The sequence below is a fragment of the Ectobacillus panaciterrae DSM 19096 genome, assembly GCF_000430785.1.
In the GTDB taxonomy this organism is placed as follows: Bacteria; Bacillota; Bacilli; order Bacillales; family Bacillaceae_G; genus Ectobacillus; species Ectobacillus panaciterrae.
On sequence record NZ_AUMR01000004.1, the window covers coordinates 125,452 to 151,385 of the forward strand.

Consider the following 25,934-nt stretch of genomic DNA (forward strand, 5'->3'; position numbering starts at 1 on the left):
AGAAATTATGAAACGTCTGGGCATTGTCATATTTGTTTTATTAATCGGCTATGCAATGTTTTATGATATAACAGTAGGAACCCTTCCCATGCTTGGTACGTATGCCAAAGCTAAGCAAACAACAGTTCAGCAAAAAAAAGAAGAGGCTGCTGCCCCGTATCAAAGCATTGAGGTAAAGAGCGGAGATACTGTCCTTTCTGTGGTAGAAGCTGTCAGCAAAAAAAAGCCGCCGTCTGTTGAAAAGGTAGTGGAGGATTTTAAAAAGCTGAATCCACAAGAATCCCCGTCTAAGCTGCGAATAGGAAAGAAATATAAATTTCCATCCTATAAATGAAATGCATCATAATTCTTGTCAATATGATGAAAGCATTGATACAATAGATGAGAACTATAAATAATAGGAATAAAACCTTTTATAAGGAGAGCGATCGATTCGTGAACGAGATTACTCATCGTACGCAAACACGTCCTGTTAAAGTTGGCAACTTAACAATTGGCGGAAATAATGAATTAATTATACAGAGCATGACGACTACAAAAACGCATGACGTAGAAGCAACTGTAGCTGAAATTAAGCGTCTGGAAGAAGCAGGCTGTCAGATCGTGCGCGTTGCCGTTCCGGATGAACGCGCAGCAAATGCAATTGCGGATATTAAAAAACGCATTAATATCCCGCTCGTAGCAGATATTCACTTTGACTATCGCTTGGCTCTAAAAGCGATTGAAGGCGGCATTGATAAAATCCGTATCAATCCCGGCAATATCGGACGCCGCGAAAAGGTAGAGGCTGTAGTAAACGCAGCAAAAGAACGCGGCATTCCAATTCGCATCGGGGTTAATGCTGGTTCCTTAGAGCGCCGTATTTTGGAAAAGTACGGCTATCCTACAGCAGATGGCATGGTAGAAAGCGCTCTTCATCACATCAAAATTTTAGAAGACCTTGATTTTCACGATATTATTGTTTCAATGAAAGCTTCTGATGTGAATTTGGCAATTGAAGCATATGAAAAAGCATCCAAAGCTTTCGACTATCCATTGCATCTGGGCATCACAGAATCCGGCACGTTATTTGCCGGCACTGTAAAGAGCGCTGCTGGCCTTGGCGCCATCTTAAGCAAAGGCATCGGAAATACATTGCGCATTTCCTTAAGTGCAGATCCTGTAGAAGAAGTGAAGGTTGCGCGTGAGTTATTAAAATCATTCGGACTTGCTTCCAACGCAGCTACATTGATTTCTTGTCCGACTTGCGGCCGTATTGAAATCGACTTAATCAGTATTGCAAATGAGGTTGAAGAATATATCTCAAAAATCAAAGCGCCGATTAAGGTAGCTGTTCTAGGGTGCGCCGTTAACGGTCCTGGAGAAGCGCGCGAAGCGGACATCGGCATAGCCGGCGCACGCGGAGAAGGTCTCCTGTTCCGTAAAGGTGAAATTGTTCGCAAGGTACCGGAAGAAACGATGGTAGAAGAATTGAAAAAAGAAATTGATAAAATTGCAGAGGAATATGCTGCAAAACAAGATAAATAAAAAAAAGAGCACGGGTTTCCCTGTGCTCTTTTTTAGGTGGGCATCCAGTAACCGTCAAAGCCTTTCAGACACCCTCACCTGCGTCTTTTGACTAAAGGGTTTGTTCTTTTTTATGTCGTATACTGCGAGCATGATATTCAAAAGAAGGAAAGGAATTCGAAGCATTGCCGCGGAACTTTATAATTTCTTATTTTGCACATTGCGGACACTTTCCGTATACTTCAAACTTATGTCCAGTTACTTCAAAGCCCTCGAAACCGTTTAACGTCTCCTTCATCGGACAAACATGAATTTCTTTCGTTTTTCCGCAATCCAGACAGATGAAATGATGATGATGTCCTGTTGTGGAGCATGTAAAGCGAAAATGCTTTTCCCCGCCCAATTCCGTTTGCTCAAGGATGCCAAGCTCCGCGAATAAGGATAGATTGCGATAAATTGTATCAAAGCTGAGACCTGGATAATCATCTTTCATATTCTCAAGCACATCTTTTGCCGTCAAATATTTATTGTGAGAAGAAAACAGCCGAAGCATCTCTTCGCGCTTTCCCGTATGCTTATAGCCTTTTTCCTTCATCAGATGTAACGCTTCCGTAAGATTCATCTTTATCCCCTACTTTACGCTGTTTTTTCTTTTTCCAAAGAATCGCTCCTATGAGAATTATAACCGCAACCATTACAATTGTGCCACCAGAAGCATCTCTGTTTTAATGAATCGCTGATTTGAACTTGGCGCCTTTTGTTTCTTGCGTGTTCATAATTGTAATGAAGGCATTGGAATCAATTTCATGCACGACGGATTTAAGCTTCGTTACCTCTAAGCGAGTCACAACAGCGTAAATCACTTCTTTTGCATCGTCCGTGTACCCGCCCTTACCCATAAGTTTGGTCGTACCGCGCCCGAGGCGGTGCAAAATGGCGTCAGAAACTTCTTCATAATAGTCTGATACGATGAGAACTGCCTTTGTTTCATCTAAACCTTGAATGACTGTGTCGATTGTTTTAAAGGCAATATAATATGTCATTACAGAATACATTGCCTGCTCCAAGCCAAACACAAATGCTGCCCAACCGAAAATGAAAATGTTCATGAACATTACAAACTCGCCAACAGAAAACGGCAGCTTCTTTGTAAGCAATATTCCCATAATTTCTGTTCCGTCAAGCGAACCGCCGTGCCTGATTACAAGCCCTACTCCTATTCCAAGAATAAGCCCTCCAAACACAGTCGCTAAAATCGGTTCTGCCGTAAACGGATGAAACCGGTGCAATGCCCCTTCGATAACAGCTAAGCAAACAACAGCAAAAACGGACGAAAACATAAAGGTTTTTCCAATTTGTTTATAGCCGGAATACATAAACGGTAAATTGAGGATAACGACTAAAGTGGAAAAGCTCAGCCACGCGATGTTGGGTGTTAGATAATCGAGAATGAGGGAAATACCGATAATACCGCCATCAATGATTTGATTCGGAATTAAAAAAAGCTCGATTGCAACAGCTGCGCACGCTGCGCCCAGTGCAATCATGATAAGTCTGTAAATTAAATGACTAATACTTTCTTTTCTATGTTGTTTTTTTTCCATAATTCCTCCTTAAAAAACACAATCTATGTATATTTATTATAGCATATCCCTTATTGCCCAGACAGCGATACGCCTTTTACTGGAATATATCCAAGCCGTCTTCACATATATTCCGGTAGAAAAGCGCAAAGGGAGGAACCCTTTATGAATATTATTCAGCAAATTGTAAATAAAAAGCTAAATGGTATTACAGCAGCCGAATTGATGAAACTCAGCAAAGATTATCAAATTACAATTACTGTGGAACAAGCGCAGCAAGTCACTGCATTAATTAAAGGACAAAACATTAATATTTATAATTCTGCAGAGAGGCTCGAGCTTATTAAAAAAATTGCAAAGGTTACGTCCCCTTCTACGGCACAACAGGTTAATATGCTGCTTCAAAAGCTTTTATAAGTAGATAAGGAGGGGTTTCTCCCCTCCTTATCCTTGCATAACCCTTTCTAATATAACGGAATCGAACTCCTGCTTGCGAAGCATCTCGATTTCAAGCTTATACGGCGGCTTTTTATTATTTTTATCCTCTCCAACATAAGGCGTTTCTAAAATCTTCGGAACGTGCTGAAGTTGTGGATGATGTACAATGTAATTTAAAGCCTGAAAACCAATTTTTCCAAATCCAAGGTTTTCGTGACGGTCTTTGCGGGCCCCTTGCTCGTTTTTGCTGTCATTAATATGCAGCACTTTTAAACGATCAATCCCGATAATTTTATCAAATTGCTCTAATACACCGTCAAAGTCGTTTGCAATATCATAGCCTGCGTCGTGTGTATGGCACGTATCAAAGCATACAGACAGCTTTTCATTAAGAGTTACGCCATTTATGATTTGCGCAAGCTCCTCAAAGCTTCTTCCGCACTCTGATCCTTTCCCTGCCATTGTTTCCAAAGCAATCTGAACGTTTTGCTCAGGTGTTAATACTTCATTTAATCCTTCAATAATTTTCTGGATACCCGCCTCAGCGCCAGCGCCCACATGTGCTCCTGGATGAAGAACGATTTGCTTTGCCATTCCTAATGCAGCAGTTCTTTCAATTTCCGTGCGTAAAAAATTTACGCCAAGCTCAAACGTAGCCGGATTTTGTGTATTGCCGATGTTAATAATATACGGCGCATGCACAACAATTTCTTCAATTCCATGCTGCAGCATGTGCTTTTGCCCGGCTTCTATATTGAGCTCTTCAATTGGCCTTCTTCTTGTATTTTGCGGAGCGCCTGTATACACCATAAATGTTGTTGCCCCGTATGAAACTGCCTCTTCACTCGCCGCAAGAAGCATTTTCTTGCCGCTCATTGATACGTGTGACCCAATTTTCATTACTTTCACCTCTCCACAATAATCATCACATGGTATAAAGAAAGCCTCAAAAACAAGATAAAGGAGCTATAAGCGCTCCTTTATCTTGTTTTTCTATTATACCGTCTCTTTATCTTTTCACGGTCTTCAGCCAGCTTTTTCTTATATCCCGGCTTTACCGTTTTCGGCTTTTTAATCACTTTCTTCGCCATAACATCTAAATCATTCTCTTGCTTTTTCCTGATTTGCCGCTTATGACGAGGACCGAGCTCTACCCATTCTCCATCCTTCAAATCTACATGACGAAAGACGATGTTGCGCTTCTCCAGCTTTTCCAGCGCTTCTTGGTCAGATAATTCGTAAATGGTAATAGCTGTCCCAGAGTATCCCGCACGAGCTGTACGGCCGACACGATGCACATAGAAGTCAAGATCTTCCGGAAGCTCATAGTTAATGATGTGACTGACGCCTTCGATATCAATGCCGCGTGCCGCCAAATCTGTAGCTACGATATATTGATATTCCAAATCGTGAACTTGCTTCATCATCTTCTTGCGTTCACGCGGCGTTAAGTCTCCGTGAATACGTCCCACTTTTAATCCGCGTTCTGCTAATCCTTTTGCCACTTCTTCTGCATTCTTTTTTGTATTTGTAAATACAATTGCCAAATACGGCTGATACTCCACAAGAATATCTTTAAGCAAACTTATTTTATTGCGATGGCGCAATGGAATTAAGCTATGCTCAATGTTTTTTGCCGCTGCTTGACGCGGGTTGATCTGTACATATTCCGGATTTTCCATGTACTTTTTCATAAAGGCTTTCAGTTTCTCAGGAATAGTCGCAGAGAAAACAAGCATTTGCAAATCTTTTGGCATACGCGCCGCAATTTTATCTACCTCTTGAATAAAGCCCATATCCAGCATTAAATCCGCTTCATCAATTACAATCATGCCTGCTGTATGTACAAACAACGCCTGCTCCTCAACAAGAGCAAAAATACGTCCAGGTGTACCGACAACAATGTGCGGCTGCTTCTTTAATTTGTCAATTGTACGTTGCTTGTCCGTTCCGCCAATGAAACAGCGGGCTGTTAATTCTTTACCGGCTTCGCAAAATTTCGTAAGCTTTAAAATCTCTTGATAAATCTGCTGTGCAAGCTCCCTTGTCGGCGCTGTAATAACAAGCTGTACTTCTTCTCGTTCTGCCTCAATCGCATTAAGACACGGCAATAAGTAAGCAAGGGTTTTTCCAGACCCTGTTTGAGATTGCCCGATAACACTCAGTCTTTTTTTCGCAATCGGAAAAATTTTTTCTTGAATTTCAGTTGGTTCGGAAAATCGCAATTCCCGAACGGCCTCTATAAGAAATGGTTGAAAATCAAACTGTTCAAATGCTCCAGTTGTCATTTTTCCACCTTCTTTCTTTAATTTTATTCGCTCAAAAGTTAGTCAAGATTACATTATAGCGGATTCTGGCTATAAAATCTATTATTAGTTTGGTTTTCTGCTTGGAAAACTAACCCCTTTTCTTTTCCGTGCATACTGTAGTGTATACACCCATGAGAAAGGAGGATTCCCTATGCTTCCAAGACAAATTCCTCCCTACCGTCAACCGATGTATATGCAGCTGCCCCTTAACGGAATGATGATGGGAATGAATCAAATACCATACGGAATGAATCAAATGCCACAAGGAATGCATCAAGTGCCACAAGGAATGAATCAAGTGCCACAAGGAATGCATCAAGTGCCACAAGGAATGCATCAAATGCCACAAGGAATGCATCAAGTGCCACAAGGAATGAATCAAGTGCCACAAGGAATGAATCAAGTGCCACAAGGAATGAATCAAATGCCGCAGCAAATGATGGGGATGAATCAAATGCCGCAAAAGCGGCCAGGGCTGCTTTCCAAGCTGTTCGGACGAAAAAATCAAAATCCGCAGCAAATGTATTATATGATGAACGAGCAAGGCGGCTTTTCACCTATGATGATGCCAAACGCACAGCAGCAATTCTCACATATGAATCAACGGCAGCAAAATAACTCTCAAGTACGAATGATAAGCCCTCAAGCAGCAACTGCAACAGCTGGCACTGCTGCACGAGGAGCTGCAAGCGGTGTCGGCGGTGTCGGCGGTGTCGGCGGTGTCGGCGGTGTCGGCGGTGTCGGCGGTGTCGGCGGTTTCTTTTCCAACATTTTATCAAATCCAGCCTCTATGCTTGGCAATATGGAAAAAATCGTACAGGTCGCCCAAACTGTAGGTCCAATGGTACAGCAATACGGTCCGCTCGTTAGAAGCTTTCCAAGCATCGTAAAAATTCTTACCTCTTCAAGTGATACTGCAGATAGCGGCACAGAAGAAACAAATGCCGAATCGGCTTCTAAAGCAAAGGAAGCACCTGTTACAAAGCAAAAAAAGGCCGTTTCTAAAACACAAGATAAAATAGAAGAAACACCTCTTCCCGAAACAGCGCCACCTCTTACAAATACACCGAAGCTTTACGTTTGACAGCAATCTTTTTGTCAACTTTCCTCCCGTCCATTATAATGAAGAAGAAGAAACATCCTAGAGATACTAATAGAAGGATTCCTTGCTAAAGGAGAGGATAAGTTTGGAAATTGTCAAAATTGCTCCTCGCGGCTATTGCTACGGCGTAGTTGACGCGATGATTATCGCCCGCAATGCGGCGCTTGATAAAACCTTGCCTAGACCGATTTATATTTTAGGCATGATCGTGCATAACAAGCACGTGACAGACGCCTTCGAAGAAGAAGGCATTATTACATTAGACGGTCCGAATCGTTTAGAAATTCTTGATCAAATTGAATCCGGCACCGTTATCTTTACGGCACATGGTGTATCTCCTGAAGTAAAGCGCCGTGCAAAAGAAAAAGGCTTAACAACAATCGATGCTACCTGCCCGGATGTAACAAAGACACACGATTTAATTCGTGAAAAGAAAGAAGAAGGCTATCACGTAATCTATATCGGCAAGAAAGGTCACCCGGAGCCGGAAGGAGCTCTCGGTATTGCACCGGATATTGTCCACTTAATTGAAAAAGAAGAAGAAATCGACGTTCTGGATATTCCAACGAACAAAATTTTAGTTACAAACCAAACAACGATGAGTCAATGGGACGTACAGCACCTGATGAAGAAAATCCAAGAACGGTACCCGACTGCCGAGTTTCATAAAGAAATTTGCTTAGCAACACAAGTGCGCCAAGAAGCCGTTGCACAACAGGCAGGGCAAGCTGAGCTAACGATTGTAGTCGGTGATCCAAAGAGCAATAACTCCAACCGTTTGGCACAAGTTTCTGCAGAGATTGCAGGAACAAAAGCTTACCGTATTTCTGACGTAAGCGAAATTCAATTGGAGTGGCTGCAAGGCATCAACAGAGTAGCCGTTACTGCTGGGGCCTCCACGCCAACTCCTATCACAAAGGAAGTTATTGCTTTCTTAGAGCAATATGACTCTGGCAATCCAGATACATGGGAACGTAAACGACAAGTGCCATTGAATAAGATTTTACCTAAAGTGAAAACGAAATAATTAAAAGCGGAAGAGAAATCTTCCGCTTATTTGTTTTATAAGAATAAAAATGGGTCCGTATGTATGGACGAAGCGTGAATGGCAACTTTGAATTTTTTCTCCTCCGCTTTTTGCTGAAGCTGTACTCGTACACCATTCTTCATCACTTTTTCTACATTATGTCCCGGATCTACAATGTTAAGTCCCAGCATCATTGCATCATGTGCCACATGATAGTATAAATCGCCTGTGACATATACATCCGCCCCGCGCATTTTTGCTTGATTGATGTATTTATTGCCGTCCCCGCCAAGAACCGCAACCTTTCTTACTTTATCTTGCAGATTGCCAACAACACGAACTCCTTCTACATTCAGGCGCTCCTTCACATGTTGCGCAAACTGCTCAAGCGTCATCTCTTGCGGCAGCTTGCCCAGTTTTCCTAATCCTAATACGTTTCCCTCATTATCTAACGGATAAATATCGTATGCCACCTCTTCATATGGATGAGCCGCCAGCATAGCTTGTACAGCTGCGCGTTGCAAGGACACGGGAATGATTGTTTCAATCCGGACTTCTTCTGCCTTCTCCAGTTCTCCTTGTGTCCCTATATAAGGGTCTGTTCCTTTAAGGGGCAAGAATGTTCCTGTTCCTGTACTGTTGAATGTACAGCGGCTGTAATTGCCGATATGTCCGGCACCGCAATTTCCAAGCGCCTCACGCACTGCATCAGCATGTGAAGACGGAACAAATACAACGAGCTTTTTCATTTTATCTTCATGCGTCGGAACAAGCACCTTTGTATCCATAAGACCGAGAGCTTCTGCTAACAAGTCATTTACCCCGCCCTTTGCTACATCAACATTGGTATGTGCCGCGTAAACTGCAATATCATGTTTTATGCAAGCTTCAATAATACGGCCGTGCGGTTTGTCCGTTTGAATGCTTTTTAATGGATGAAAAATGAGAGGATGATGCGCAATGATAAGATTGCACTCTTTTTGTATCGCTTCTTCCACTACTGCTTCAGTTACATCTAGAGCAATTAATACATTTTTAACAGGCTGATTTAGTGCACCGACCTGCAAGCCGATTTTATCCCCTTCCATCGCCAGGTGCTTTGGATACATGCTCTCGAATAATTGAATAACTTCATGACCGTTTGGAATTTTACTCACCCTAACACCTCCTCTATCAGCTGTATCTTATGCAGAATCTCCTGCCGTTTTTCTTTTGTTTCTTCTGTATCAGCAGCCTGCTCAAGCTGCATAAGTATCCGTTTTTGATTTTTAAGTTCGTACGACCATTTTTCAATAAATACATCGCTTTTTTCCCTTATTAAAAATGGACCGAGGAATATGCTATGCTCTTTCTTTTCTTCGTACGGTTTTAGAGAATCTCCCATTTCCGCTACAAGAATCTCGTAAATCTTTCCATCCTCTTTTAAAATAAGCTCCTTTTTAAGCTCCCATCTGTTTTCAATAAGCCATTCCCGGATGTTATGTGCTCCGATGTTCGGCTGGAGAATAAGACGTGTCACACCGTGGAGCTTATCTTTTCCATTCTCTAATATATCTCGAATGAGTGCTCCGCCCATGCCTGCAATCGTAATGGCATCAGGTTCTCCTCTTTCTATAACAGCCAGTCCGTTTCCCTTGCGCACTGAAATTTTATTTTCAAGGCCGCACTCCCGAACCTTAGACAAAGCGGATTGAAATGGCCCTTCCACTACTTCACCAGCTATCGCAGAGGACGCAATGCCGTTTAATACAGCATAGCAGGGCAAATAAGCATGGTCTGAACCGATATCAGCAACTATAGATTGAGGCGGTATTTCCTTGGCTACCGCTTCTAGCCGTTTTGAAAGTTTTACTTCATTCATCTATTATTCACAAACTCCCTCTTTTAACAGTATGCTTTCATCATAAGAATTTCTCGTTACAGTTGCAAGTTAAGAGAAGAAACTTTTTATATAGGGATATAAAAAGCCCCTTGCAATTTCGCAAAGGACCGTTTCATTATTTCTTTTTCGCAAGATACTCCGCAACTTTAGTAGCTTGTTCAGCTGGAAGCAAGCCTGCCGGCATATTGCCTCTACCGTTCATAACTACGTTTTTAATCTCGTCTTGAGACAATTTCGCGCCTATTTTTTGAAGGTTTGGTCCAACAGCACCTTGCAATTGCTCACCATGGCAAGTCGTACAGGTTTGTTTAACAATATCTTCTGGTTTAGAAGCCGCTTGCGTTATTTTTCCGCCATTTTTCTTTTCTTCAGCCAGCTCCTTACCCTTTTGCTGTCCTTGGAAGGAAAGCAAAAACATACCAACAATCCCTAAAACAGCAATTAATGCGAATGGAATCAATGGGTTGCGTTTCATTTCTCTTCTCCCCCTCTATGTACCCCATTGTACTATATAGACATTACTATTGTACTTGAAAACGCTCTATCGGAAAAGTACAAACTCTAGAATAAAGAAAAAATATTCTAGAAATTCCGTAAATTCTTCAAAGTCAGAAAAATTCCATTTATTTTTTGATAAATCTCATCTTGAAACAAGATAAAACAGCATATTCCGTAAAAAATGCTGTAAACAGAACAAGAAATTGCTCGAAAAATATAAAAATGAGCATTTGCAAATCAATAGACAATTCTGTAAAATAAATTACAAGAATTGCAATTGATGAATGCGGTCTCATTTGTAAGAAAATTAGAGAAACTTAACAAAAGAAAAAAGTTTACTTCATTCTTATGAAGTAAACTTAAGTAGACTCTATTCCAAGAAATCTTTCAATCGTTTGCTGCGGCTTGGGTGTCTCAGCTTACGAAGCGCTTTTGCTTCAATTTGACGAATGCGTTCTCTCGTTACGCCAAACACTTTTCCTACTTCTTCAAGCGTACGAGTTCGTCCGTCATCTAATCCGAAGCGCAGGCGAAGCACATTTTCTTCACGGTCTGTTAACGTATCCAGCACATCCTCCAGCTGCTCTTTCAATAGCTCATATGCAGCATGGTCTGCTGGTGAAGTTGCTTCCTGGTCTTCAATAAAATCACCAAGATGAGAGTCGTCTTCTTCACCGATTGGTGTTTCCAAAGAAACAGGCTCTTGTGCAATTTTTAAAATTTCGCGAACTTTTTCAGGTGCAAGATCCATTTCTTCTCCTATTTCTTCCGGAGATGGTTCACGCCCTAAATCCTGCAGCAATTGACGTTGCACACGAATCAGCTTATTGATTGTTTCAACCATATGCACGGGAATACGAATCGTTCTTGCCTGGTCAGCAATTGCGCGTGTAATCGCTTGTCTAATCCACCAAGTTGCATACGTACTGAACTTATATCCTTTGCGATAATCAAACTTTTCAACAGCTTTAATAAGGCCCATGTTTCCTTCTTGAATCAAGTCAAGGAATAACATGCCGCGTCCTACATACCGTTTTGCGATACTTACAACAAGTCGCAAGTTCGCTTCTGCCAAGCGGCGTTTTGCTTCTTCGTCGTCTTGCTCAATGCGCTTTGCAAGCTGAATTTCTTCCTCAGCAGATAACAAGTCAACACGGCCGATTTCTTTTAAATACATGCGTACAGGGTCATTAATTTTCACACCAGGCGGAACACTTAAATCATTTAAGTCGAATTCTTCTTCTTTTTCTAACTGACGAGCATTAGGATCTTCATCACCATCACCGATTAATTCGATACCTTGTTCTCCTAAATATTCATAGTACTCATCCATTTGTTCGGATTCCATGTCAAATCCGCTCATGCGTTCTGCAATTTCTTCGTATGTAAGAACGCCTCGCTTTTTTCCGAGCTCTGTTAATTGCTCTTTTACTTGCTCCACAGTAACATCCGTTTCGATTTCTTTAGAACGAGCTGATTTGTCAGCCATTTGTTCCCCTCCTTACGCGAGATACAAACAATGATTATAGTTGGTTTTTATACAAAAAGCTATTTTCTTGCTCTTCGCTTATTAATGATATGTTCTAAAGCAAACAAGGCTGCTGCTTTAGGATCTGTCTTTTCCAGTTTTCGCAGTTCAAAAACGTAATTCATCTCTTCTATCTTTCGCTTATGATTTCGTAAAGATTCGAGATTTCCTTCAAACATTTCTTGAGAGTAGACCGGATTAATCATCTCATCTGTCGAAAGATCCACTGCAATTTTTTTTAGTTGATCATTCGCAAGCCAGTCGAGAAATTTGCTGATATCAGGTTCATATCCTTTTTCATAATATGCATACAGTTCATATAAAATCCCTTTATGTTCCTCTGTATGAAAATATTGAATATGAGGCTGCAAACGTTGCGCCATCTCTTCGCCTTGAAGCGCATGATAGATAAGCTCCCTTTCAGCTCTTTCATATCCGGCAAACTTCGGTTTCGTGCCTGCACGCTTTGTAATCTCCTGGGCAGCAGCTCCAGCCTGACGGAGCTGCCCTTTCTGGAATTTCCGCAGTTCGCTTCGCAAATCCTCCATTTCATATGGAAATTCTTTTGCTAACGATTGCAGATAGGGCTGAGCTTGTACAAATGTTGTCAGCTTTGCGAGTTCTTGCACGACAGCCTGTACATATTTTCCTTGTTCCTGAGGGTCTTGCAAATTCCTTCCAGAACGAAGATAATAGAGTTTAAAATCAACAAAAGCCGTATTGCTTTCCACAAGCTTTCGAAAAGAACCCGCACCATGCGTGCGAATGTATTCGTCTGGATCCAATCTGTCGGGAACCACTACAACTTTTACATTGCAGCCAGCTTCCAAGAGAAGGCTTCCCGCTTTAACAATCGCCTCTTGTCCTGCTTTATCACCATCGTAGCAAAGTATAACAGTCTCAACGTTACGCCGAATCATCCTTGCCTGCTCTTCTGTAAGAGATGTTCCCATAGTAGCAACAGATTCCTCAAATCCGCTATGAACAGCTGCTATTACATCGGCATATCCCTCAAATAAAAGGACTTGCTGCTGTTTTCGAATGGCGGAACGAGCTTGATGAAAATGATACAAAACTTTGCTCTTATGAAAGATTGGCGTTTCCGGGCTATTTAAATATTTCGGCGAATCATCGCCTAAAGCCCTTCCGCTAAAAGCAACTGTTTTTCCTTGCGAATTATGAATAGGGAAAATAATTCTGTTTCGAAAACGATCATAGTAACCGCCTTCTCTTTCATTTGGAATAACGAGTCCTGCCTGCTCCATTTGCATGAGGGAAAACCCTCGTTTTTGCAACACTTTTGCTGCATGATCCCAAGAAGTACTCGCATAACCAATTTCAAATTTCGCAATCATATCTTTTGAAATCCCTCTGTCCAAAAGATATTGCAAAGCTTGTTTTCCTTCTTGTGAATTCATTAAAAGATGATGATAATATTTTTTGAGAAGCTCATGAGCTTCTATCATGCCGGCGTCAGCATGATCATTTGATTCGGAAATATATTCCGTAACATTAACACCTGCTTTTTCACTTAGCTTTTGTACAGCTTCTGTAAAGGAAATGCCATCTATCTTCATTAGAAACGAAAGAGCATTTCCTCCCTCTCCGCAGCCGAAGCAATGAAAAATCTGCTTATCTGACGAGACTGAAAAAGAAGGTGTAGTTTCCCCATGGAACGGACATAATCCGAAGTAATTTCGCCCTTGTTTCTTCAGTTGGACATACTCGCTGATTACTTCAGCAATATCAACCGATTGACGAACACGCTCTACAACTTCTTCGGGAATTCTGTTTCCCATAGCTCCATCTCCGTGTCGTATTTTTGTATTCGATATAAGTTAATGGATTCCTTCATGATTCGACAATATTTTTTTGCAAAATGTGCAAAAAGCGCTTGCGGTCTTCCCTAGAAAATGCTTTAGGACCTTTTGTAAACGTTCCTCCTCTGCGTAATTTTGCAGATACGTATCGATTATACAAAATCGTATCCATATGTTTATCTTTCAAAAGAGCGCCGCGCGGAGAAATAACCTGCACACCTTGCCTCAAAAGAAGACCAGCTAATCCCATATCCTGAGTAACAACAAGATCCCCCTTCTTAGCATGTTTAAAGATATAGAAATCCACCTCATCTTTCAAGGAATCCACATATACCCAGCTTCCTCCCTGAAAGTCAGTCTGATGTGCATAAGATGCTACAAAATAAATGTCGACATTATGTTGGTCCCCAACCTAGACAATTTCTTCTTTCACCGGGCATGCATCCGCATCAACAAAAATCCGTTTGATTTTTTGCATATTTCTCTATTCTACATCCCTTCTGTGAATCCTTCCATAATGTACGTTTAATTATTTAGATTTTTGTCGATTTTACGTAAAAAGATGCCAAACACGAATCCTACCCATAGTTTATTCGGAAAAAACAAAGTCTAAACGTAAAATATATGTTTTTATCACAATTTTTTATTATAATATAATTTTTTAAAATTGGCTATAGATAAACGATGTTTTTCAAAAAAAAAAGCACATCCCCTAAGGTAAATGTGCATTAAAAGCTGCGCTGGTTTTGAACTGCGTTTAAAATGACATTTGCAGTTTCTTCAATCGCTCTATTTGAAACATCGATGACTTGACAGCCAATTTTATTGACCACTCTCTCAAAATGAGTAAGCTCCTCTTTAATCCGATTCAAATTGGCATAGCTTGCTCCAGCACTTAAGCCAAGCGATTTTAAGCGCTCTTTGCGAATATTATTCAGCTTTTCCGGATCGATTTTCAATCCAAAGCATTTTTCTGTCGGCACTCGATACAGCTCTTCTGGCGGGTCTACTTCAGGCACAAGAGGAACATTGGCCACCTTTAAACGTTTGTGCGCTAAATATTGAGACAGAGGCGTTTTAGAAGTGCGCGATACGCCAATTAACACGATATCAGCCTTTAAAATACCTCTGGGATCCCGGCCATCATCGTATTTTACCGCAAATTCAATTGCTTCAATCTTCTTAAAGTAATCTTCATCCAGTTTGCGAACCAACCCTGGTTCAAATCTCGGTTTTGCACCGGTAGCTGTTTGTATGCGTTCAATAAGAGGACCTATAATATCATATACTTGCACTTTTTCTTTTGCAGCTTCTTCAATAAGATAGCTTCTCATTTCCGGCTTGACAAGAGTAAAACAAATAATAGCTTGATTGCTTTTTGCGATAGAAATTACTTCTTTTAATGTTCCTGTATCCTCAACATACGGTACTCGGCGAATGTCCGGCGTGAAGAGAAACTGTCCCATTGCCGCCCGAACGACTAAATCTGCCGTCTCTCCTACAGAGTCGGATACAACATAGACAATTTGATTGCTCATTCCATTACCTCACTTTAACTGTAATTACACTAATTCATTGTTGACCAAATCTACAAATGCCCGTGTAATATTCGTTTTTGTAATACGCCCCACCACTTCAAGACCCTTCTCCGTGTCCCGAATGATCGGCATGGCATCAATCTGCTTTTCTATTAATTTTTGGGCCACCTCGTACAGGCTGTCTTCTTTGCGGCACATTGTAATGTTAGGCATTCTCGTCATGATAATATTTACAGGTATAGCGGTCAGTTCCTGCTTCCCAAGGCTTGCACGCAGTAAATCTTTACGCGACACTACACCGACAAGCAATGTATTTTGATCTACAATAAACAGCGTCCCGACATCTTCTAAAAACATGGTACAAATCGCATCGTATACAGATACATTTTTGTCTACTACTACCGGTCGTGACTGGTACGATTGCACAGTCAATTTTTTGACAGCTTCAGACAGCAATTGCCCTCCTGTCTTTCCTGTATAAAAATAACCGACTCTCGGACGAGCTTCTAAATAGCCTGCCATTGTAAGAATCGCAAGGTCCGGACGGAGCGTGGCTCTTGTTAAGTTTAATTGATCCGCAATTGCTTCTCCCGTAATGGGTCCGTAGTCCTTTACGATCTGGACAATTTGTTCTTGCCGTTTATTCAGTTCTATGATAATCACCACCTTTACTGCTCATCGGAATAAAAAAAGGCCTACTGTCTTTTCAATATTATATACTAAATACACTATTCAAAAAAGAAAGTATATGAAAAGGAACCTCTAAGGTTCCTTTTCATGTTTTAAATTTATCGATTTGATTTAAAAATCGCCTTGATTTTAAATAAATGCCGCAATATTCATCATAATAAGCATTCAAAACGGTGCGAATTTGTTGTTTTGTTTCATCTTTTACTGATACGTTCCCTAATCGATTCAAATCAAAATGGTGAAACAAACGAATCAGTTTGCTTGCAGCTTCGTTCAGCGGAATACGATACGGGTCTTGTTCAGCGTGCTGCGAACATAGAAAGCCGCCTTCTCGCACGGAAAAGGCGACAAATGCATTCGACTGGTGACAAACTGCACACTCGTCAAAGGCAGGATATAACCCGAGAACAGGCAGCATTTTCGTTTGATACATGAGCGCCAAAATTTCCGGGTCTACTCCTTCGTTCATATGATGTAATGTTTGATATAGCATTTCAAACAAATATGGATTATTCTTTTTTTCTTCCGTTGCTTTGTCAGTTAATTCTACTACAAAAGATGCATACGCTGTCAGGAATATATCCCCGCGTATCTCTCGCATGGAAGAAAGAATTTCACCTTGCTGCAAGGTACCTAAGCCTGAACCGATTTGAAGAAGAAAATAACCGTATGTAAACGGCTGAGAGACAGCGGTTAAACGGCTTTTCGGTTTTTTTGCTCCGCGAGCCATGGCACTTACCTTCCCAAGCTCCCGGGAAAATATGGTAACAATCTTATTTGTCTCTCCATAATCGGTCGTGCGAATGACAATTCCCTCAATTTTTTGAAACATGTTCGTCACCATCCAAGGCTTGAACAAGTAAGGTCAAGAAATTGGAGAATCGATTTCTGCTAGCTCGGCAATTTGTTGGTCTGGTATGTCTTGCCCTTCTCTTTCGAGATCTTTCAAGAGAAGATATGTTTCAATGTTGCCCGTCTTTGAAAACACATTCCAGGTAAACTTCAACATAAGAACCCACCTTCCTCAGTAAGCCTAGCATAGTATCCAATTTCTTTTGTTATTAAAGTGACCTTATTTGTTCATTTTCATGTGAGAAAAATTTTGTTAATTAATATTCGTCCTCTCGGAAGCCAAAATCACGAAGCTGCGACATTTTATTGCGCCAGTCCTTCTGTACCTTGACCCACAGTTCCAGAAATACCTTAGAACCGAGAAGCATCTCAATATCAAGACGAGCGCGCTTCCCCACTTCCTTCAGCATACTTCCTTGCTTTCCAATAATGATTCCTTTTTGAGACGGACGTTCTACTACAACGGTTGCGTTGACATACACAGCTCCGCCTTCTCTCTTTTCAATAGCGTCAATGACAACCGCTACAGAATGCGGTACTTCCTCACGCGTTAGATGAAGCACCTTTTCACGTACAAGCTCAGCGATAATGAATCGCTCTGGATGATCTGTAATTTGATGCTCCGGATAATATTGCGGCCCTTCCGGCAAATACTTCTTAATAGCACTGATAAGCGCCTCTACGTTGTTGCCTTCGAGCGCAGAAATGGGCACTATTTCTGCAAAATCATACATTTCACGATATTTATCAATGAGCGGCAACAGCTCGTTCGGGTGAAGCTGATCAATCTTATTCACCACTAAGAACACCGGCTGCTTTGTACTTTTGAGTTTTTCAATAATGTACTCATCGCCGCGTCCAAATTTTTCTGTTGCATTAATCATAAATAAAACGATGTCTACTTCTTTTAAAGTGTTTTCTGCCATCTTTATCATAAAATCGCCAAGCTTATGCTTTGGCTTATGTATGCCGGGGGTATCAATGAAGATGATTTGAGCATCTTCCTCCGTATAAACCCCTTGGATTTTATTGCGTGTTGTTTGCGGTTTATCGCTCATAATAGCAATTTTCTGACCGATAATTCGATTCAGAAATGTAGACTTTCCTACGTTCGGTCTTCCGATAATGGAGACGAACCCTGACTTATATTCTCTGCTCATTTAAATCCTCCGATGAAAAAGCTCCCGGCAATAACTCGGCAACCGTCGTTTCTTGCACGTCGCCTTTCAAATTTGTTAAGTACACCTTCGTGTCCGGCTTGCATAATTCTACCATAACTTGGCGGCATGCGCCACACGGGGGCACCGGACCTGCTGTATCCGCAACGACCGCAATGGCCGAAAACTCTAAATCCCCTTCGGAAACAGCCTTAAATAAAGCTGTTCTCTCCGCACAGTTTGTCAGCCCATAGGAGGCATTTTCTATGTTGCATCCTGTATACACTTTTCCGTCTTTTGTAAGAAGGGCTGCTCCTACTTTAAATTTAGAGTATGGTACATATGCTTTTTCACGCGCTTGAATAGACTCTTGAATAAGCTCTTGGATGTTCACATGTATTCTTCCCTTCGGTTTGAAAATGTAAGATGTAATTTTTGTTATATTCAAATTAAGATAGGATACAACTATAAGATATACGGGAGAAAGATGAGCCCTCCTATGAGGACGGCAATACAAGAAAATAATAGTACGGCGCCTGCAGCAGCATCCTTAGCCAGCTTGGCTAACGGATGCTGCTCGCTTGTGACTAAATCCACACTTTTCTCAACCGCCGTATTTATCATTTCTAAACTCATTACGCCGCCGATGGTTAAAAGCAAAATCAGCCATTCGTGTTTTTCAATATGGTAATAAAGTCCGGCAAGACTGATAAAAACGGCTGCACCACAATGAATTTTCATGTTTCGTTCATAACGGATGCATGTCCAAATACCGGAAAAGGCATATTGAAAACTTTTGATTAGCTTTCCCTTTTTCATCTTTCTAGTCCGTATGCATGCAGAATTTCTTTTTGCTTTTTGAACATCACTTTTTCATCTTCTTCTGTCATATGATCATAGCCTAGCAAATGCAAAAAACCATGTACAGATAAGAAGCCGAGTTCTCTCGCAAACGAATGTCCATACTCTTCCGCCTGCTCTTTTGTACGTGGAATCGAGATAACAATATCACCCAATAAACGAGCGGATTCTTCCCCTATAATTTCCACTTCTCCTTCACCCATATCCTCCATTGCAAATGAAATCACATCTGTCGGCTGATCTTTGCCCCGATATTGATGGTTCAGCTCTTGAATACGTTCATTTGTCACAAATGTGATAGACATTTCAGCCTCGTCCACTTCCTCCATTTGCGCAGTCAAATTTATAAGCCCTTGAATCATCTCAATCTGCTCTTCCTTCACTTCATTTGTCTCATCAAAAAAATCAATTATCACACTCATGATTACACCTTCTCTTCTGATAATTCCGGATATTTAATCCTGGAGTGGAAAATGCCGTTCAGCGTTTCACACAATGTTCTCGTTACAATTTGAAGCTCTTTAAATGTTAAATCGCACTCACTGAATTGTCCGTCCTGCAAACGATCAGTAACAATCCCTTTTACAAGCTGTTCAATTTGTTCAGGTGTCGGCGCATTTAAAGAACGAACAGCAGCTTCTACGCTATCAGCAATTCCGACGATAGCGGACTCTTTAGAGCTCGCTTTCGGTCCCGGGTAACGAAACATATCCTCTGTATATTTTCCCTTATCTTGCTGTATAGCCTTATAGTAAAAGTATTTCAATAATGTAGTTCCATGATGTTCTGCTGCAATATCTATAATTTCCTTGGGAATTTTATGCTCCTGCAGCAGCTTCACACCCTGTGTTACATGTGAAATAATAATGTCACAGCTTAATTCCGGCTTGAGCCTATCGTGAGGGTTTTCAATTCCCATTTGGTTTTCAATAAAAAAATGCGGTCGCAGCGTTTTGCCGATATCATGGTAATAGGCTCCAACACGTGCCAATAACCCGTTTGCACCTACCGCTTCACAAGCAGCCTCTGATAAATTCGCAACCATAATACTATGATGATACGTCCCGGGAGCTTCCAGCAAGATTTTCCGCAGCAGCCTATGATTTGGGCTGCCAAGCTCCATAAGTCTCATTGTAGAAACAATACCTAAGCCGCTTTCCAGGTACGGCAGAACTCCCATTGCTAAAACGGAAGAAATCAGTCCTGAAGCAGCTCCCATTAAAAGATGGAGCCCGGCTTCAAACAGTGAGAAATGACCATTTCGCAGCAAAAGCAAAGCAGCCACTACAGCTACATTAAAAATAGAGATAAAAAGACCGGCCTGCAAAATAATGCTGCGGCGATTTTTTTCCCTTAAAAAAATGCTTGCAGACAGCGCGCTGAGCAGTATATAAATACCTACAGAATAGTTAAAAGCGCTTGTAACACCCTCGTTAAACATAATGCTCCCGCAAATAGAAAAAATCATACTTGTAAGAAATACGAAACGATCTCCAATCATTAGCTTGATTAGCATCGTTCCCATTGCTACAGGCACAATATAACCGATACCTGCATACTCAACCTTTTGGAACAGACTGATAGTTTTCATAATTAAAATAGTAATTGTTACAATTATTGTATAGGTCAGGACATATGGCTTGTCCTCATGCTTTTGCTTGAGAAACCCTTCAAATTGTCTATAAACAAAGTACAGCAGAATAACAATTAAAATGAGCAGTCCGATAAACGGCTGCAATGCATTTTGGTTGTCTGCTAATCCCACGAGCTTCAGCTGATCATACACTTCACGCTTAATGGTATCTCCTTCTTTAACGATGACCTGTCCCTGTAAAATATAAACAGAGTCGACAGCGCTCATTTCCAGCTGTTTGCGCTCCTTCGTTGCAACCGGATCATAGAAATAATTTGGGACAACAGCATATTGACCAAGTGAAATAATTGTTTCCTTTAAAGGTCCCGTGACATCGGCGTAACGAAGCTCATTTGCAATTTGTTTTTTCGCTAAATCGGTTTCGTTAATCTTGATTTGGGTACTCATTGAGTTGTTAACAGCCGTTACAGCAGATTCTCTTGCTGCCAGAAGCTGATCGGACGAAGCGCTCAGCAAAGCGAGCAGCCCTTGATCTGTCAGGCTTTTTGTTAAGTCATTTGGCAGCTTTTTTTTCAGTCTATCCAACTGCTCCGTAACAGATAACGGCTGAGGCTGCCCGCCTGATGAAGGAGCTCCTTTGCTCTCTTCTTTTACTTCTTTTACTGCGTCGAATACAGAATCTACAATATCAATTCTATTTTGCTTATACTCACTCCGATACGTGTACTGATCTTCCACCTTTTGAGCAGCTTCCCGTCTTTTCTTTTCAGTTGTTGCTTTGTCTTCGATTGTTATAGGCGAATGAATTGTCTTCTTAGCAATGGATAGAAGCTTAATATCGAGCTCATCTGGTTTCACATTGCTTGCAAGCGCTGCAAATAACACAATACCTAAAAGAGCATATAGAACTTTCGTAAGCACTTTGGAATACGAAAACTGCCTGATCCATAGAGAGACTTTTTGCGACCTGGACATGTTACTGTACATTCCCCTCTCCCCAAATAGTGTCTGCTTCAATATGAAGAGAACTTTTTTGCACAATCTTATGATATAAAAAAAGCTGGTAAAAGCCAACTCTTTGTATATATTCTCTTCCCTTATGTAAAAAAAATGACCCTGAAACAGGGTCATTCGCCTTTATCATAAGCTTCAATTATACGCTGCACAATCGGATGGCGCACAACATCTGCTTGCTCTAAAACGATAAACGATATTCCCGAAACATCCTTTAAAATAGAAGTCACAACGGAAAGTCCGGATTTCACACCCTTTGGCAAATCCACTTGAGACGGATCGCCAGTAATGACCATCTTAGACCCAAAGCCAAGGCGCGTCAAAAACATTTTCATTTGTGCACCGGTCGTATTTTGCGCTTCATCCAAAATTACGTAAGAGTCGTCTAATGTCCGCCCGCGCATATAAGCAAGAGGCGCTATTTCAATGGTTCCGCGCTCAATCATACGCTGTGTATGTTCCTGCCCTAAAATATCATGCAAAGCATCATAAAGCGGACGCAAATATGGATCTACCTTTTCTTTTAAATCACCCGGCAAAAATCCGAGACTTTCACCCGCTTCTACAGCCGGCCTTGTTAAAATAATCTTTTTAACTGAACCGTTTTTCAGAGCACGAATCGCCATTACAACAGCCAGATACGTTTTTCCCGTGCCGGCCGGTCCGATTCCGAATACAACATCATTCTTTTTCATCGCATGAATGTATTGACGCTGCCCCATTGTTTTTACATGAATCGGCTTTCCTTTTGCGTTTTTCAACAGCTCTTCTACATATAAATCTTCAAAGTGCTCCAGCTTTCCATTTTGACCCAATTGCAGAGCATACGCGACATCGCGTCCAGAAATGGAAACCCCTTTTCGGATGATTGCAAGCAACCGCTGTAAAATTTCTTCTACAAGCTTCACAGCTTCCTCAGAGCCGGAAACAAGCACCGTTTCACCTCTTGTAATAATTGATACATGCAGCTCACGCTCAATAATCTTCAAGTTTGCATCTTGAATACCAAACAGCGCAGCTGCTTCATTAGGATTTTCCACTTGTTGTTTAATCTCTACTAATTGTTCGGCCATTACTCAATCTCCTTGAATATTGGATTCCGTGATCGGTTGGATTTCAGCTATATTTTCAATCACTTTAAAATATAAAGATAACTTTAATGTACCATTCTCTACGCGCTTGTGCAAAACTTTTTCACCTAAGATAGCTGCATTCCCTTCCAATTTTTTCTTCAATTCCTTTTCCGCCATTTCTTTCCCAACCTCAAGAGCTTGCTTCTCTGTATACTCGCGCATCGCTTCCTCTTCCTCCCGGACGGTCACCTTTTCATACGCAATCGGAAGCGTCCAGCGAAGAAAATGCACATGATACGTCATTGCATCTTCTTTATATCGCTTGTACTTATTTTTTTCAAACCCCCATACTTTTATCTTAAAACTGCCGAATTTTATGTAGTGTTTTTGAAAAAATTCGCCGGTATATACTTGGAATAAGGTTTTGAGCGGAACATCTATTTCCGAATCGTACCATGTTTCTCCGAAAATAATTCCTTTGGCAGGGACCACAGTCGGACTATCCTCTTTTCCGAATATACCGGAAACTAAGAGTTGCCCTTTCTCAACATGTTCATTTTTCGTTACCATAATTTTCCCCTGCTCTACAAACATCTTTTGAATAACAGCTTCTTTTCTTGCAACTAAATGCCGAGGGGAAAGGACTTCTTCTTTTTCCGGCTCATTTTTCTCCACAACTTGGAAATGGTACGTTGTTCCCCTGAGTTCTACTCCTACCCATGTTATCGAGCTGACGTTATTGGTTAAGTACCGCTGAATCGTTTCTACATCAGGAAGCTGAAATTGCATCTTCCCGCGCGTTACTCCCATCTTCTCCAATTCCTTGGCAATCATGTATTCCGTTTCTGGTTTTGCACCTTTAATCTCCACATTCCACACCATATTGGAAAGCATGATAAGGAGTGCGAAAAAAGCAACAAATCCAATTAAAAATCCGCTATTTCTCAGCAGCCGCTTTTGCCAAAACGGAAAACCGTAACGCCCGATGAATTTTAAATCACATTCATATTTACGAAAAACAGGACGGAGACGATGCACATCCTTTACATACATATGAAAAGTCAATGTATCGTCTCCCACTCTTCTTACATTCCAAATATGCATATTTATCCGTACACATTCATTTAAAAAGCGCTCTGCCCCCCGTCCGCTCAACCGTACCTTAACATGTCCAAGAAAGATGGTAACCCATTGATTTTTCATGCCACTCCCCCATTACTCATCTAGAAATAAGACTTGTTCAATCGTTCCTTCAAGCAAGAGCTCTTCTGGGAGTATAGTCTTGATGACAAAGGAGCTGCCTTTAATTAAAAGCTGTCCTTGCTTTAGCAGCAAGCGCACTTCCGTATCTGAAAACACAAGCAAGCCTCTGTGATTTTCTATATAAATATGAATTTGTCCAATTAAGGTGATGCGCGGAAGATCCATTAACACATCCGCAGGCAGGTCCATCTTCTTTGTCATCCAACTTTTCATTTGTTGCAGCTTTCTCACGGAAGACCCCCCTCTCATCTCATATGTATGAAGAAAAGGGAATATCTATCACCGAAAAAGAAAAAAGCATAAAAAAACGCCTCATTGATGAGGCGTTTTTTTATGCTAGCAACTGTGAAACAAGCTGATTGACTAATGAACCGTCTGCTTTTCCTTTTACTTTAGGAATCACAGCGCCCATTACTTTACCCATATCGGCTTTGGAAGCTGCACCTGTCTCAGCAATCGCTTGCTTAATAACAGCAATAAGCTCTTCTTCACTAAGCTGCTTCGGCAAGTACGCTTCTAAAACCGTCATTTCGTCTTTTACTTTATTCACAAGGTCTTCACGACCCGCTTTTTCAAATTCGAGGAGGGAGTCTTTTCGCTGCTTTACCTCGCGAGTTAAGACTGTGAGCTCTTCTTCGTCCGTTAAAGCTCGTTGCAGCTTAATCTCTTCGTTTTTTAAAGCAGCCTTTACCATGCGAATCACGGTAAGCTTTTCTTTTTCTTTACTCTTCATCGCTTGTTTCATATCATCGTTTAAAAGATCGAGAAGACTCATAACTACACCCTCTCTTAGAATTTACGCTTTCTAGCTGCTTCGGATTTCTTCTTGCGCTTTACGCTTGGCTTTTCGTAAAATTCGCGTTTTCTTGCTTCTGCAAGTGTACCAGTTTTGGAAACTGAACGCTTGAAACGGCGAAGTGCATCCTCTAAAGACTCGTTTTTGCGAACGACTGTTTTAGACATTATTCTTTCCCTCCCTCCGAAACATCCACTTACACTAATCTAGGGCATGCAAAAGAAACACTTCTTCAGCATGTCTTCTAAAATTATAATACATTTAACTCCGCTTGGTCAACAGTTCTGTAAAGAAAACTTCATTGACACCAACGAAAAGCGGAATCGGCTTGTTCAGCTCCGGAAGGCAGAGGTTCTTTGCCCAAAAAGGCGCTTTTTGCCTTTATGGGCGAAGGTTCTCTGACAGGAGGAGCTAGACACAACCGAAAAACGGAGCCGGCTCGCTCAGGCACAGAGCATAAGGTTCTCCGCCCTCAAATACGCTTTTTGTCTTTGTGTGGCGGAGGTTCTTATGCGGCAGGGCCTTGCCGGCGGAGTTAGACACAACGAAAAGCGGAATCGGCTTGTTCAGCTCTGGAAGGCAGAGGTTCTTTGCCCGAAAAGGCGCTTTTTCCAAATAAAAAAGAGAGACACAGGGTCTCTTAATAATCTGTTGCAGCTGTTTTGCCGCTTACAAGCAGTACGCCGGAACTTGTTCCGATACGTGTTGCTCCTGCTTGTACCATAGCATCCATACCAGCTGCATCGCGAACGCCGCCGGAAGCTTTCACGCCGATGTCAGGTCCTACCGTTTTTCTCATAAGAGCTATATCCTCTACTGTTGCACCGCCTGTAGAGAAGCCAGTAGATGTTTTAACGAAGTCTGCACCGGCTTTTACAGATAATTCACATGCACGAATTTTTTCTTCTTCTGTCAGTAAACATGTTTCAATAATGACTTTTACTAATGCTTTTCCTTTTGCAGCTTCTACTACAGCGCGGATGTCGCGCTCTACAAGCTCATCATTTTTATCTTTTAATGCACCGATATTGATAACCATATCAACTTCTGTCGCGCCTTTTGCGATTGCATCTGTTGTTTCAAATGCTTTTGTTTCAGGTGTATTCGCTCCAAGAGGGAAGCCGATTACTGTACATACTTTTACGTCTGTGCCGTTTAAGATTTGCGCTGCCGTTTCTACCCAAGTAGGGTTTACGCATACAGAAGCAAAATCGTGCTGCTTCGCCTCTTCACAAAGTGTCACAATTGCATCCTTTTTTGTATCTGCCTTTAATAATGTGTGGTCAATTAATTTTGCGTACTTCATTCTTTTACCCCCTTCTCATGCTATGTATGTCAGTTGTTAGTTGTCTGACAACCTCAATCGTTAATCATTATAACATAAAAATTTTTTGTTTCATATC

The 25,934-nt window shown here is 41.3% G+C and carries 30 protein-coding genes; 5 read left to right on the forward strand and 25 right to left on the reverse strand.

Features of this window, described 5'->3' with window-relative positions; genetic code table 11:
* The first annotated feature begins 7 nt into the window (after positions 1-7).
* Positions 8-334: a LysM peptidoglycan-binding domain-containing protein gene (locus H540_RS0102215; protein WP_028399222.1), complete on the forward strand. Its 327-nt coding sequence runs from the start codon at positions 8-10 to the stop codon at positions 332-334.
* A 101-nt stretch (positions 335-435) separates the two neighbouring features.
* Positions 436-1,527, forward strand: coding sequence for a flavodoxin-dependent (E)-4-hydroxy-3-methylbut-2-enyl-diphosphate synthase (gene ispG, locus H540_RS0102220; RefSeq protein WP_028399223.1), 1,092 nt, complete (start codon positions 436-438; stop codon positions 1,525-1,527).
* A 187-nt stretch (positions 1,528-1,714) separates the two neighbouring features.
* Here ispG and H540_RS0102225 read toward each other — a convergent pair whose 3' ends face one another.
* On the reverse strand, positions 1,715-2,128 hold the full coding sequence (locus H540_RS0102225; RefSeq protein ID WP_028399224.1) for a Fur family transcriptional regulator: 414 nt from the start codon (positions 2,126-2,128) through the stop codon (positions 1,715-1,717).
* A 103-nt stretch (positions 2,129-2,231) separates the two neighbouring features.
* A complete protein-coding gene (locus H540_RS0102230; RefSeq protein WP_028399225.1) occupies positions 2,232-3,110 on the reverse strand; it encodes a YitT family protein in 879 nt (292 codons plus the stop codon).
* Positions 3,111-3,254: 144 nt separating this feature from the next.
* On the opposite strand from H540_RS0102230, the gene H540_RS0102235 reads away from it, so the two are divergent.
* Entirely contained in the window at positions 3,255-3,506 is a 252-nt protein-coding gene (locus H540_RS0102235; RefSeq protein ID WP_028399226.1) for a DUF2624 domain-containing protein, read from the forward strand.
* Positions 3,507-3,533: 27 nt separating this feature from the next.
* Here the strand turns inward: H540_RS0102235 and H540_RS0102240 are convergent, their stop codons facing one another.
* Complete coding sequence (locus H540_RS0102240) at positions 3,534-4,427, reverse strand: deoxyribonuclease IV (RefSeq protein ID WP_034670167.1); 894 nt, start codon at positions 4,425-4,427, stop codon at positions 3,534-3,536.
* Between the two features lie 80 nt (positions 4,428-4,507).
* A complete protein-coding gene (locus H540_RS0102245) occupies positions 4,508-5,815 on the reverse strand; it encodes a DEAD/DEAH box helicase (protein ID WP_028399228.1) in 1,308 nt (435 codons plus the stop codon).
* Between the two features lie 172 nt (positions 5,816-5,987).
* Here H540_RS0102245 and vrrA point away from each other — a divergent pair, with 172 nt between their 5' ends.
* Positions 5,988-6,920 (forward strand): VrrA/YqfQ family protein, encoded by a 933-nt coding sequence (gene vrrA / locus H540_RS31265; protein WP_051316960.1) that lies wholly within the window; start codon positions 5,988-5,990, stop codon positions 6,918-6,920.
* 103 nt (positions 6,921-7,023) lie between these two features.
* A complete protein-coding gene (locus H540_RS0102255; RefSeq protein WP_028399229.1) occupies positions 7,024-7,965 on the forward strand; it encodes a 4-hydroxy-3-methylbut-2-enyl diphosphate reductase in 942 nt (313 codons plus the stop codon).
* Positions 7,966-8,000: 35 nt separating this feature from the next.
* On the opposite strand, the gene H540_RS0102260 is transcribed toward H540_RS0102255, so the two are convergent.
* The 21 genes from H540_RS0102260 to deoC form a co-directional block, all read right to left on the reverse strand.
* Positions 8,001-9,122, reverse strand: coding sequence for a Nif3-like dinuclear metal center hexameric protein (locus H540_RS0102260; protein ID WP_028399230.1), 1,122 nt, complete (start codon positions 9,120-9,122; stop codon positions 8,001-8,003).
* On the reverse strand, positions 9,119-9,826 hold the full coding sequence (locus tag H540_RS0102265; protein ID WP_028399231.1) for a tRNA (adenine(22)-N(1))-methyltransferase: 708 nt from the start codon (positions 9,824-9,826) through the stop codon (positions 9,119-9,121). The genes H540_RS0102260 and H540_RS0102265 overlap by 4 nt, the downstream gene beginning before the upstream one ends.
* A gap of 136 nt (positions 9,827-9,962) precedes the next feature.
* On the reverse strand, positions 9,963-10,322 hold the full coding sequence (cccA, locus tag H540_RS0102270) for a cytochrome c550 (RefSeq protein ID WP_028399232.1): 360 nt from the start codon (positions 10,320-10,322) through the stop codon (positions 9,963-9,965).
* Between the two features lie 393 nt (positions 10,323-10,715).
* Positions 10,716-11,834, reverse strand: coding sequence for an RNA polymerase sigma factor RpoD (gene rpoD / locus H540_RS0102275; RefSeq protein WP_028399233.1), 1,119 nt, complete (start codon positions 11,832-11,834; stop codon positions 10,716-10,718).
* Between the two features lie 59 nt (positions 11,835-11,893).
* Positions 11,894-13,672 (reverse strand): DNA primase, encoded by a 1,779-nt coding sequence (gene dnaG / locus H540_RS0102280; protein WP_028399234.1) that lies wholly within the window; start codon positions 13,670-13,672, stop codon positions 11,894-11,896.
* Positions 13,673-13,724: 52 nt separating this feature from the next.
* A complete protein-coding gene (locus tag H540_RS0102285) occupies positions 13,725-14,081 on the reverse strand; it encodes a DUF188 domain-containing protein (protein ID WP_028399235.1) in 357 nt (118 codons plus the stop codon).
* Positions 14,082-14,421: 340 nt separating this feature from the next.
* Positions 14,422-15,231: a pyruvate, water dikinase regulatory protein gene (locus H540_RS0102290; protein ID WP_028399236.1), complete on the reverse strand. Its 810-nt coding sequence runs from the start codon at positions 15,229-15,231 to the stop codon at positions 14,422-14,424.
* 24 nt (positions 15,232-15,255) lie between these two features.
* Positions 15,256-15,894, reverse strand: a complete 639-nt coding sequence (gene ccpN / locus H540_RS0102295; RefSeq protein WP_028399237.1) for a transcriptional regulator CcpN — start codon at positions 15,892-15,894, stop codon at positions 15,256-15,258.
* A 112-nt stretch (positions 15,895-16,006) separates the two neighbouring features.
* Positions 16,007-16,753 carry a DNA repair protein RecO gene (gene recO / locus H540_RS0102300; protein WP_028399238.1) on the reverse strand — a complete coding sequence of 249 codons (747 nt, stop codon included), beginning with the start codon at positions 16,751-16,753 and terminating at the stop codon, positions 16,007-16,009.
* Positions 16,754-16,786: 33 nt separating this feature from the next.
* Positions 16,787-16,930 carry a YqzL family protein gene (locus tag H540_RS31695; protein ID WP_081414970.1) on the reverse strand — a complete coding sequence of 48 codons (144 nt, stop codon included), beginning with the start codon at positions 16,928-16,930 and terminating at the stop codon, positions 16,787-16,789.
* Positions 16,931-17,030: 100 nt separating this feature from the next.
* Positions 17,031-17,933, reverse strand: a complete 903-nt coding sequence (era, locus tag H540_RS0102310) for a GTPase Era (protein ID WP_028399239.1) — start codon at positions 17,931-17,933, stop codon at positions 17,031-17,033.
* On the reverse strand, positions 17,917-18,324 hold the full coding sequence (locus H540_RS0102315; protein ID WP_028399240.1) for a cytidine deaminase: 408 nt from the start codon (positions 18,322-18,324) through the stop codon (positions 17,917-17,919). Before H540_RS0102315 ends, era begins: the two co-directional genes overlap by 17 nt.
* A gap of 71 nt (positions 18,325-18,395) precedes the next feature.
* Positions 18,396-18,749: a diacylglycerol kinase family protein gene (locus H540_RS0102320; RefSeq protein ID WP_028399241.1), complete on the reverse strand. Its 354-nt coding sequence runs from the start codon at positions 18,747-18,749 to the stop codon at positions 18,396-18,398.
* Entirely contained in the window at positions 18,746-19,213 is a 468-nt protein-coding gene (gene ybeY / locus H540_RS0102325; RefSeq protein WP_028399242.1) for an rRNA maturation RNase YbeY, read from the reverse strand. The genes H540_RS0102320 and ybeY overlap by 4 nt, the downstream gene beginning before the upstream one ends.
* 2 nt (positions 19,214-19,215) lie before the next feature.
* Positions 19,216-21,360, reverse strand: coding sequence for an HD family phosphohydrolase (locus H540_RS0102330; RefSeq protein WP_028399243.1), 2,145 nt, complete (start codon positions 21,358-21,360; stop codon positions 19,216-19,218).
* Positions 21,361-21,512: 152 nt separating this feature from the next.
* Complete coding sequence (locus H540_RS0102335) at positions 21,513-22,472, reverse strand: PhoH family protein (RefSeq protein WP_028399244.1); 960 nt, start codon at positions 22,470-22,472, stop codon at positions 21,513-21,515.
* Between the two features lie 3 nt (positions 22,473-22,475).
* The gene (gene yqfD, locus H540_RS0102340; RefSeq protein ID WP_028399245.1) at positions 22,476-23,675 is read right to left on the reverse strand and encodes a sporulation protein YqfD; all 1,200 of its coding nucleotides are present in this window, start codon (positions 23,673-23,675) and stop codon (positions 22,476-22,478) included.
* A 12-nt stretch (positions 23,676-23,687) separates the two neighbouring features.
* Positions 23,688-23,966: a sporulation protein YqfC gene (yqfC, locus tag H540_RS0102345; RefSeq protein ID WP_028399246.1), complete on the reverse strand. Its 279-nt coding sequence runs from the start codon at positions 23,964-23,966 to the stop codon at positions 23,688-23,690.
* 100 nt (positions 23,967-24,066) lie between these two features.
* On the reverse strand, positions 24,067-24,510 hold the full coding sequence (locus H540_RS0102350; RefSeq protein ID WP_028399247.1) for a GatB/YqeY domain-containing protein: 444 nt from the start codon (positions 24,508-24,510) through the stop codon (positions 24,067-24,069).
* Between the two features lie 14 nt (positions 24,511-24,524).
* A complete protein-coding gene (rpsU, locus tag H540_RS0102355) occupies positions 24,525-24,698 on the reverse strand; it encodes a 30S ribosomal protein S21 (RefSeq protein ID WP_000048061.1) in 174 nt (57 codons plus the stop codon).
* 473 nt (positions 24,699-25,171) lie between these two features.
* Positions 25,172-25,837 carry a deoxyribose-phosphate aldolase gene (deoC, locus tag H540_RS0102365; RefSeq protein ID WP_028399249.1) on the reverse strand — a complete coding sequence of 222 codons (666 nt, stop codon included), beginning with the start codon at positions 25,835-25,837 and terminating at the stop codon, positions 25,172-25,174.
* Between the last annotated feature and the right edge of the window lie 97 nt (positions 25,838-25,934).

Coding starts and splice junctions, on each gene's coding strand:
- H540_RS0102330 (WP_028399243.1), bottom strand. CDS start 21,360: ATGTCCAGGTCGCAAAAAGTCTCTCTATGGATCAGGCAGTTTTCGTAT.
- H540_RS0102335 (WP_028399244.1), bottom strand. CDS start 22,472: ATGGCCGAACAATTAGTAGAGATTAAACAACAAGTGGAAAATCCTAAT.
- cccA (WP_028399232.1), bottom strand. CDS start 10,322: ATGAAACGCAACCCATTGATTCCATTCGCATTAATTGCTGTTTTAGGG.
- era (WP_028399239.1), bottom strand. CDS start 17,933: ATGAGCAGAGAATATAAGTCAGGGTTCGTCTCCATTATCGGAAGACCG.
- H540_RS0102290 (WP_028399236.1), bottom strand. CDS start 15,231: ATGAGCAATCAAATTGTCTATGTTGTATCCGACTCTGTAGGAGAGACG.
- rpsU (WP_000048061.1), bottom strand. CDS start 24,698: ATGTCTAAAACAGTCGTTCGCAAAAACGAGTCTTTAGAGGATGCACTT.
- vrrA (WP_051316960.1), top strand. CDS start 5,988: ATGCTTCCAAGACAAATTCCTCCCTACCGTCAACCGATGTATATGCAG.
- H540_RS0102235 (WP_028399226.1), top strand. CDS start 3,255: ATGAATATTATTCAGCAAATTGTAAATAAAAAGCTAAATGGTATTACA.
- dnaG (WP_028399234.1), bottom strand. CDS start 13,672: ATGGGAAACAGAATTCCCGAAGAAGTTGTAGAGCGTGTTCGTCAATCG.
- H540_RS0102350 (WP_028399247.1), bottom strand. CDS start 24,510: ATGAGTCTTCTCGATCTTTTAAACGATGATATGAAACAAGCGATGAAG.
- H540_RS31695 (WP_081414970.1), bottom strand. CDS start 16,930: ATGTTGAAGTTTACCTGGAATGTGTTTTCAAAGACGGGCAACATTGAA.
- H540_RS0102320 (WP_028399241.1), bottom strand. CDS start 18,749: ATGAAAAAGGGAAAGCTAATCAAAAGTTTTCAATATGCCTTTTCCGGT.
- H540_RS0102230 (WP_028399225.1), bottom strand. CDS start 3,110: ATGGAAAAAAAACAACATAGAAAAGAAAGTATTAGTCATTTAATTTAC.
- yqfD (WP_028399245.1), bottom strand. CDS start 23,675: ATGAAAAATCAATGGGTTACCATCTTTCTTGGACATGTTAAGGTACGG.
- ybeY (WP_028399242.1), bottom strand. CDS start 19,213: ATGAGTGTGATAATTGATTTTTTTGATGAGACAAATGAAGTGAAGGAA.
- H540_RS0102265 (WP_028399231.1), bottom strand. CDS start 9,826: ATGAATGAAGTAAAACTTTCAAAACGGCTAGAAGCGGTAGCCAAGGAA.
- recO (WP_028399238.1), bottom strand. CDS start 16,753: ATGTTTCAAAAAATTGAGGGAATTGTCATTCGCACGACCGATTATGGA.
- H540_RS0102215 (WP_028399222.1), top strand. CDS start 8: ATGAAACGTCTGGGCATTGTCATATTTGTTTTATTAATCGGCTATGCA.
- deoC (WP_028399249.1), bottom strand. CDS start 25,837: ATGAAGTACGCAAAATTAATTGACCACACATTATTAAAGGCAGATACA.
- rpoD (WP_028399233.1), bottom strand. CDS start 11,834: ATGGCTGACAAATCAGCTCGTTCTAAAGAAATCGAAACGGATGTTACT.
- H540_RS0102225 (WP_028399224.1), bottom strand. CDS start 2,128: ATGAATCTTACGGAAGCGTTACATCTGATGAAGGAAAAAGGCTATAAG.
- H540_RS0102240 (WP_034670167.1), bottom strand. CDS start 4,427: ATGAAAATTGGGTCACACGTATCAATGAGCGGCAAGAAAATGCTTCTT.
- H540_RS0102245 (WP_028399228.1), bottom strand. CDS start 5,815: ATGACAACTGGAGCATTTGAACAGTTTGATTTTCAACCATTTCTTATA.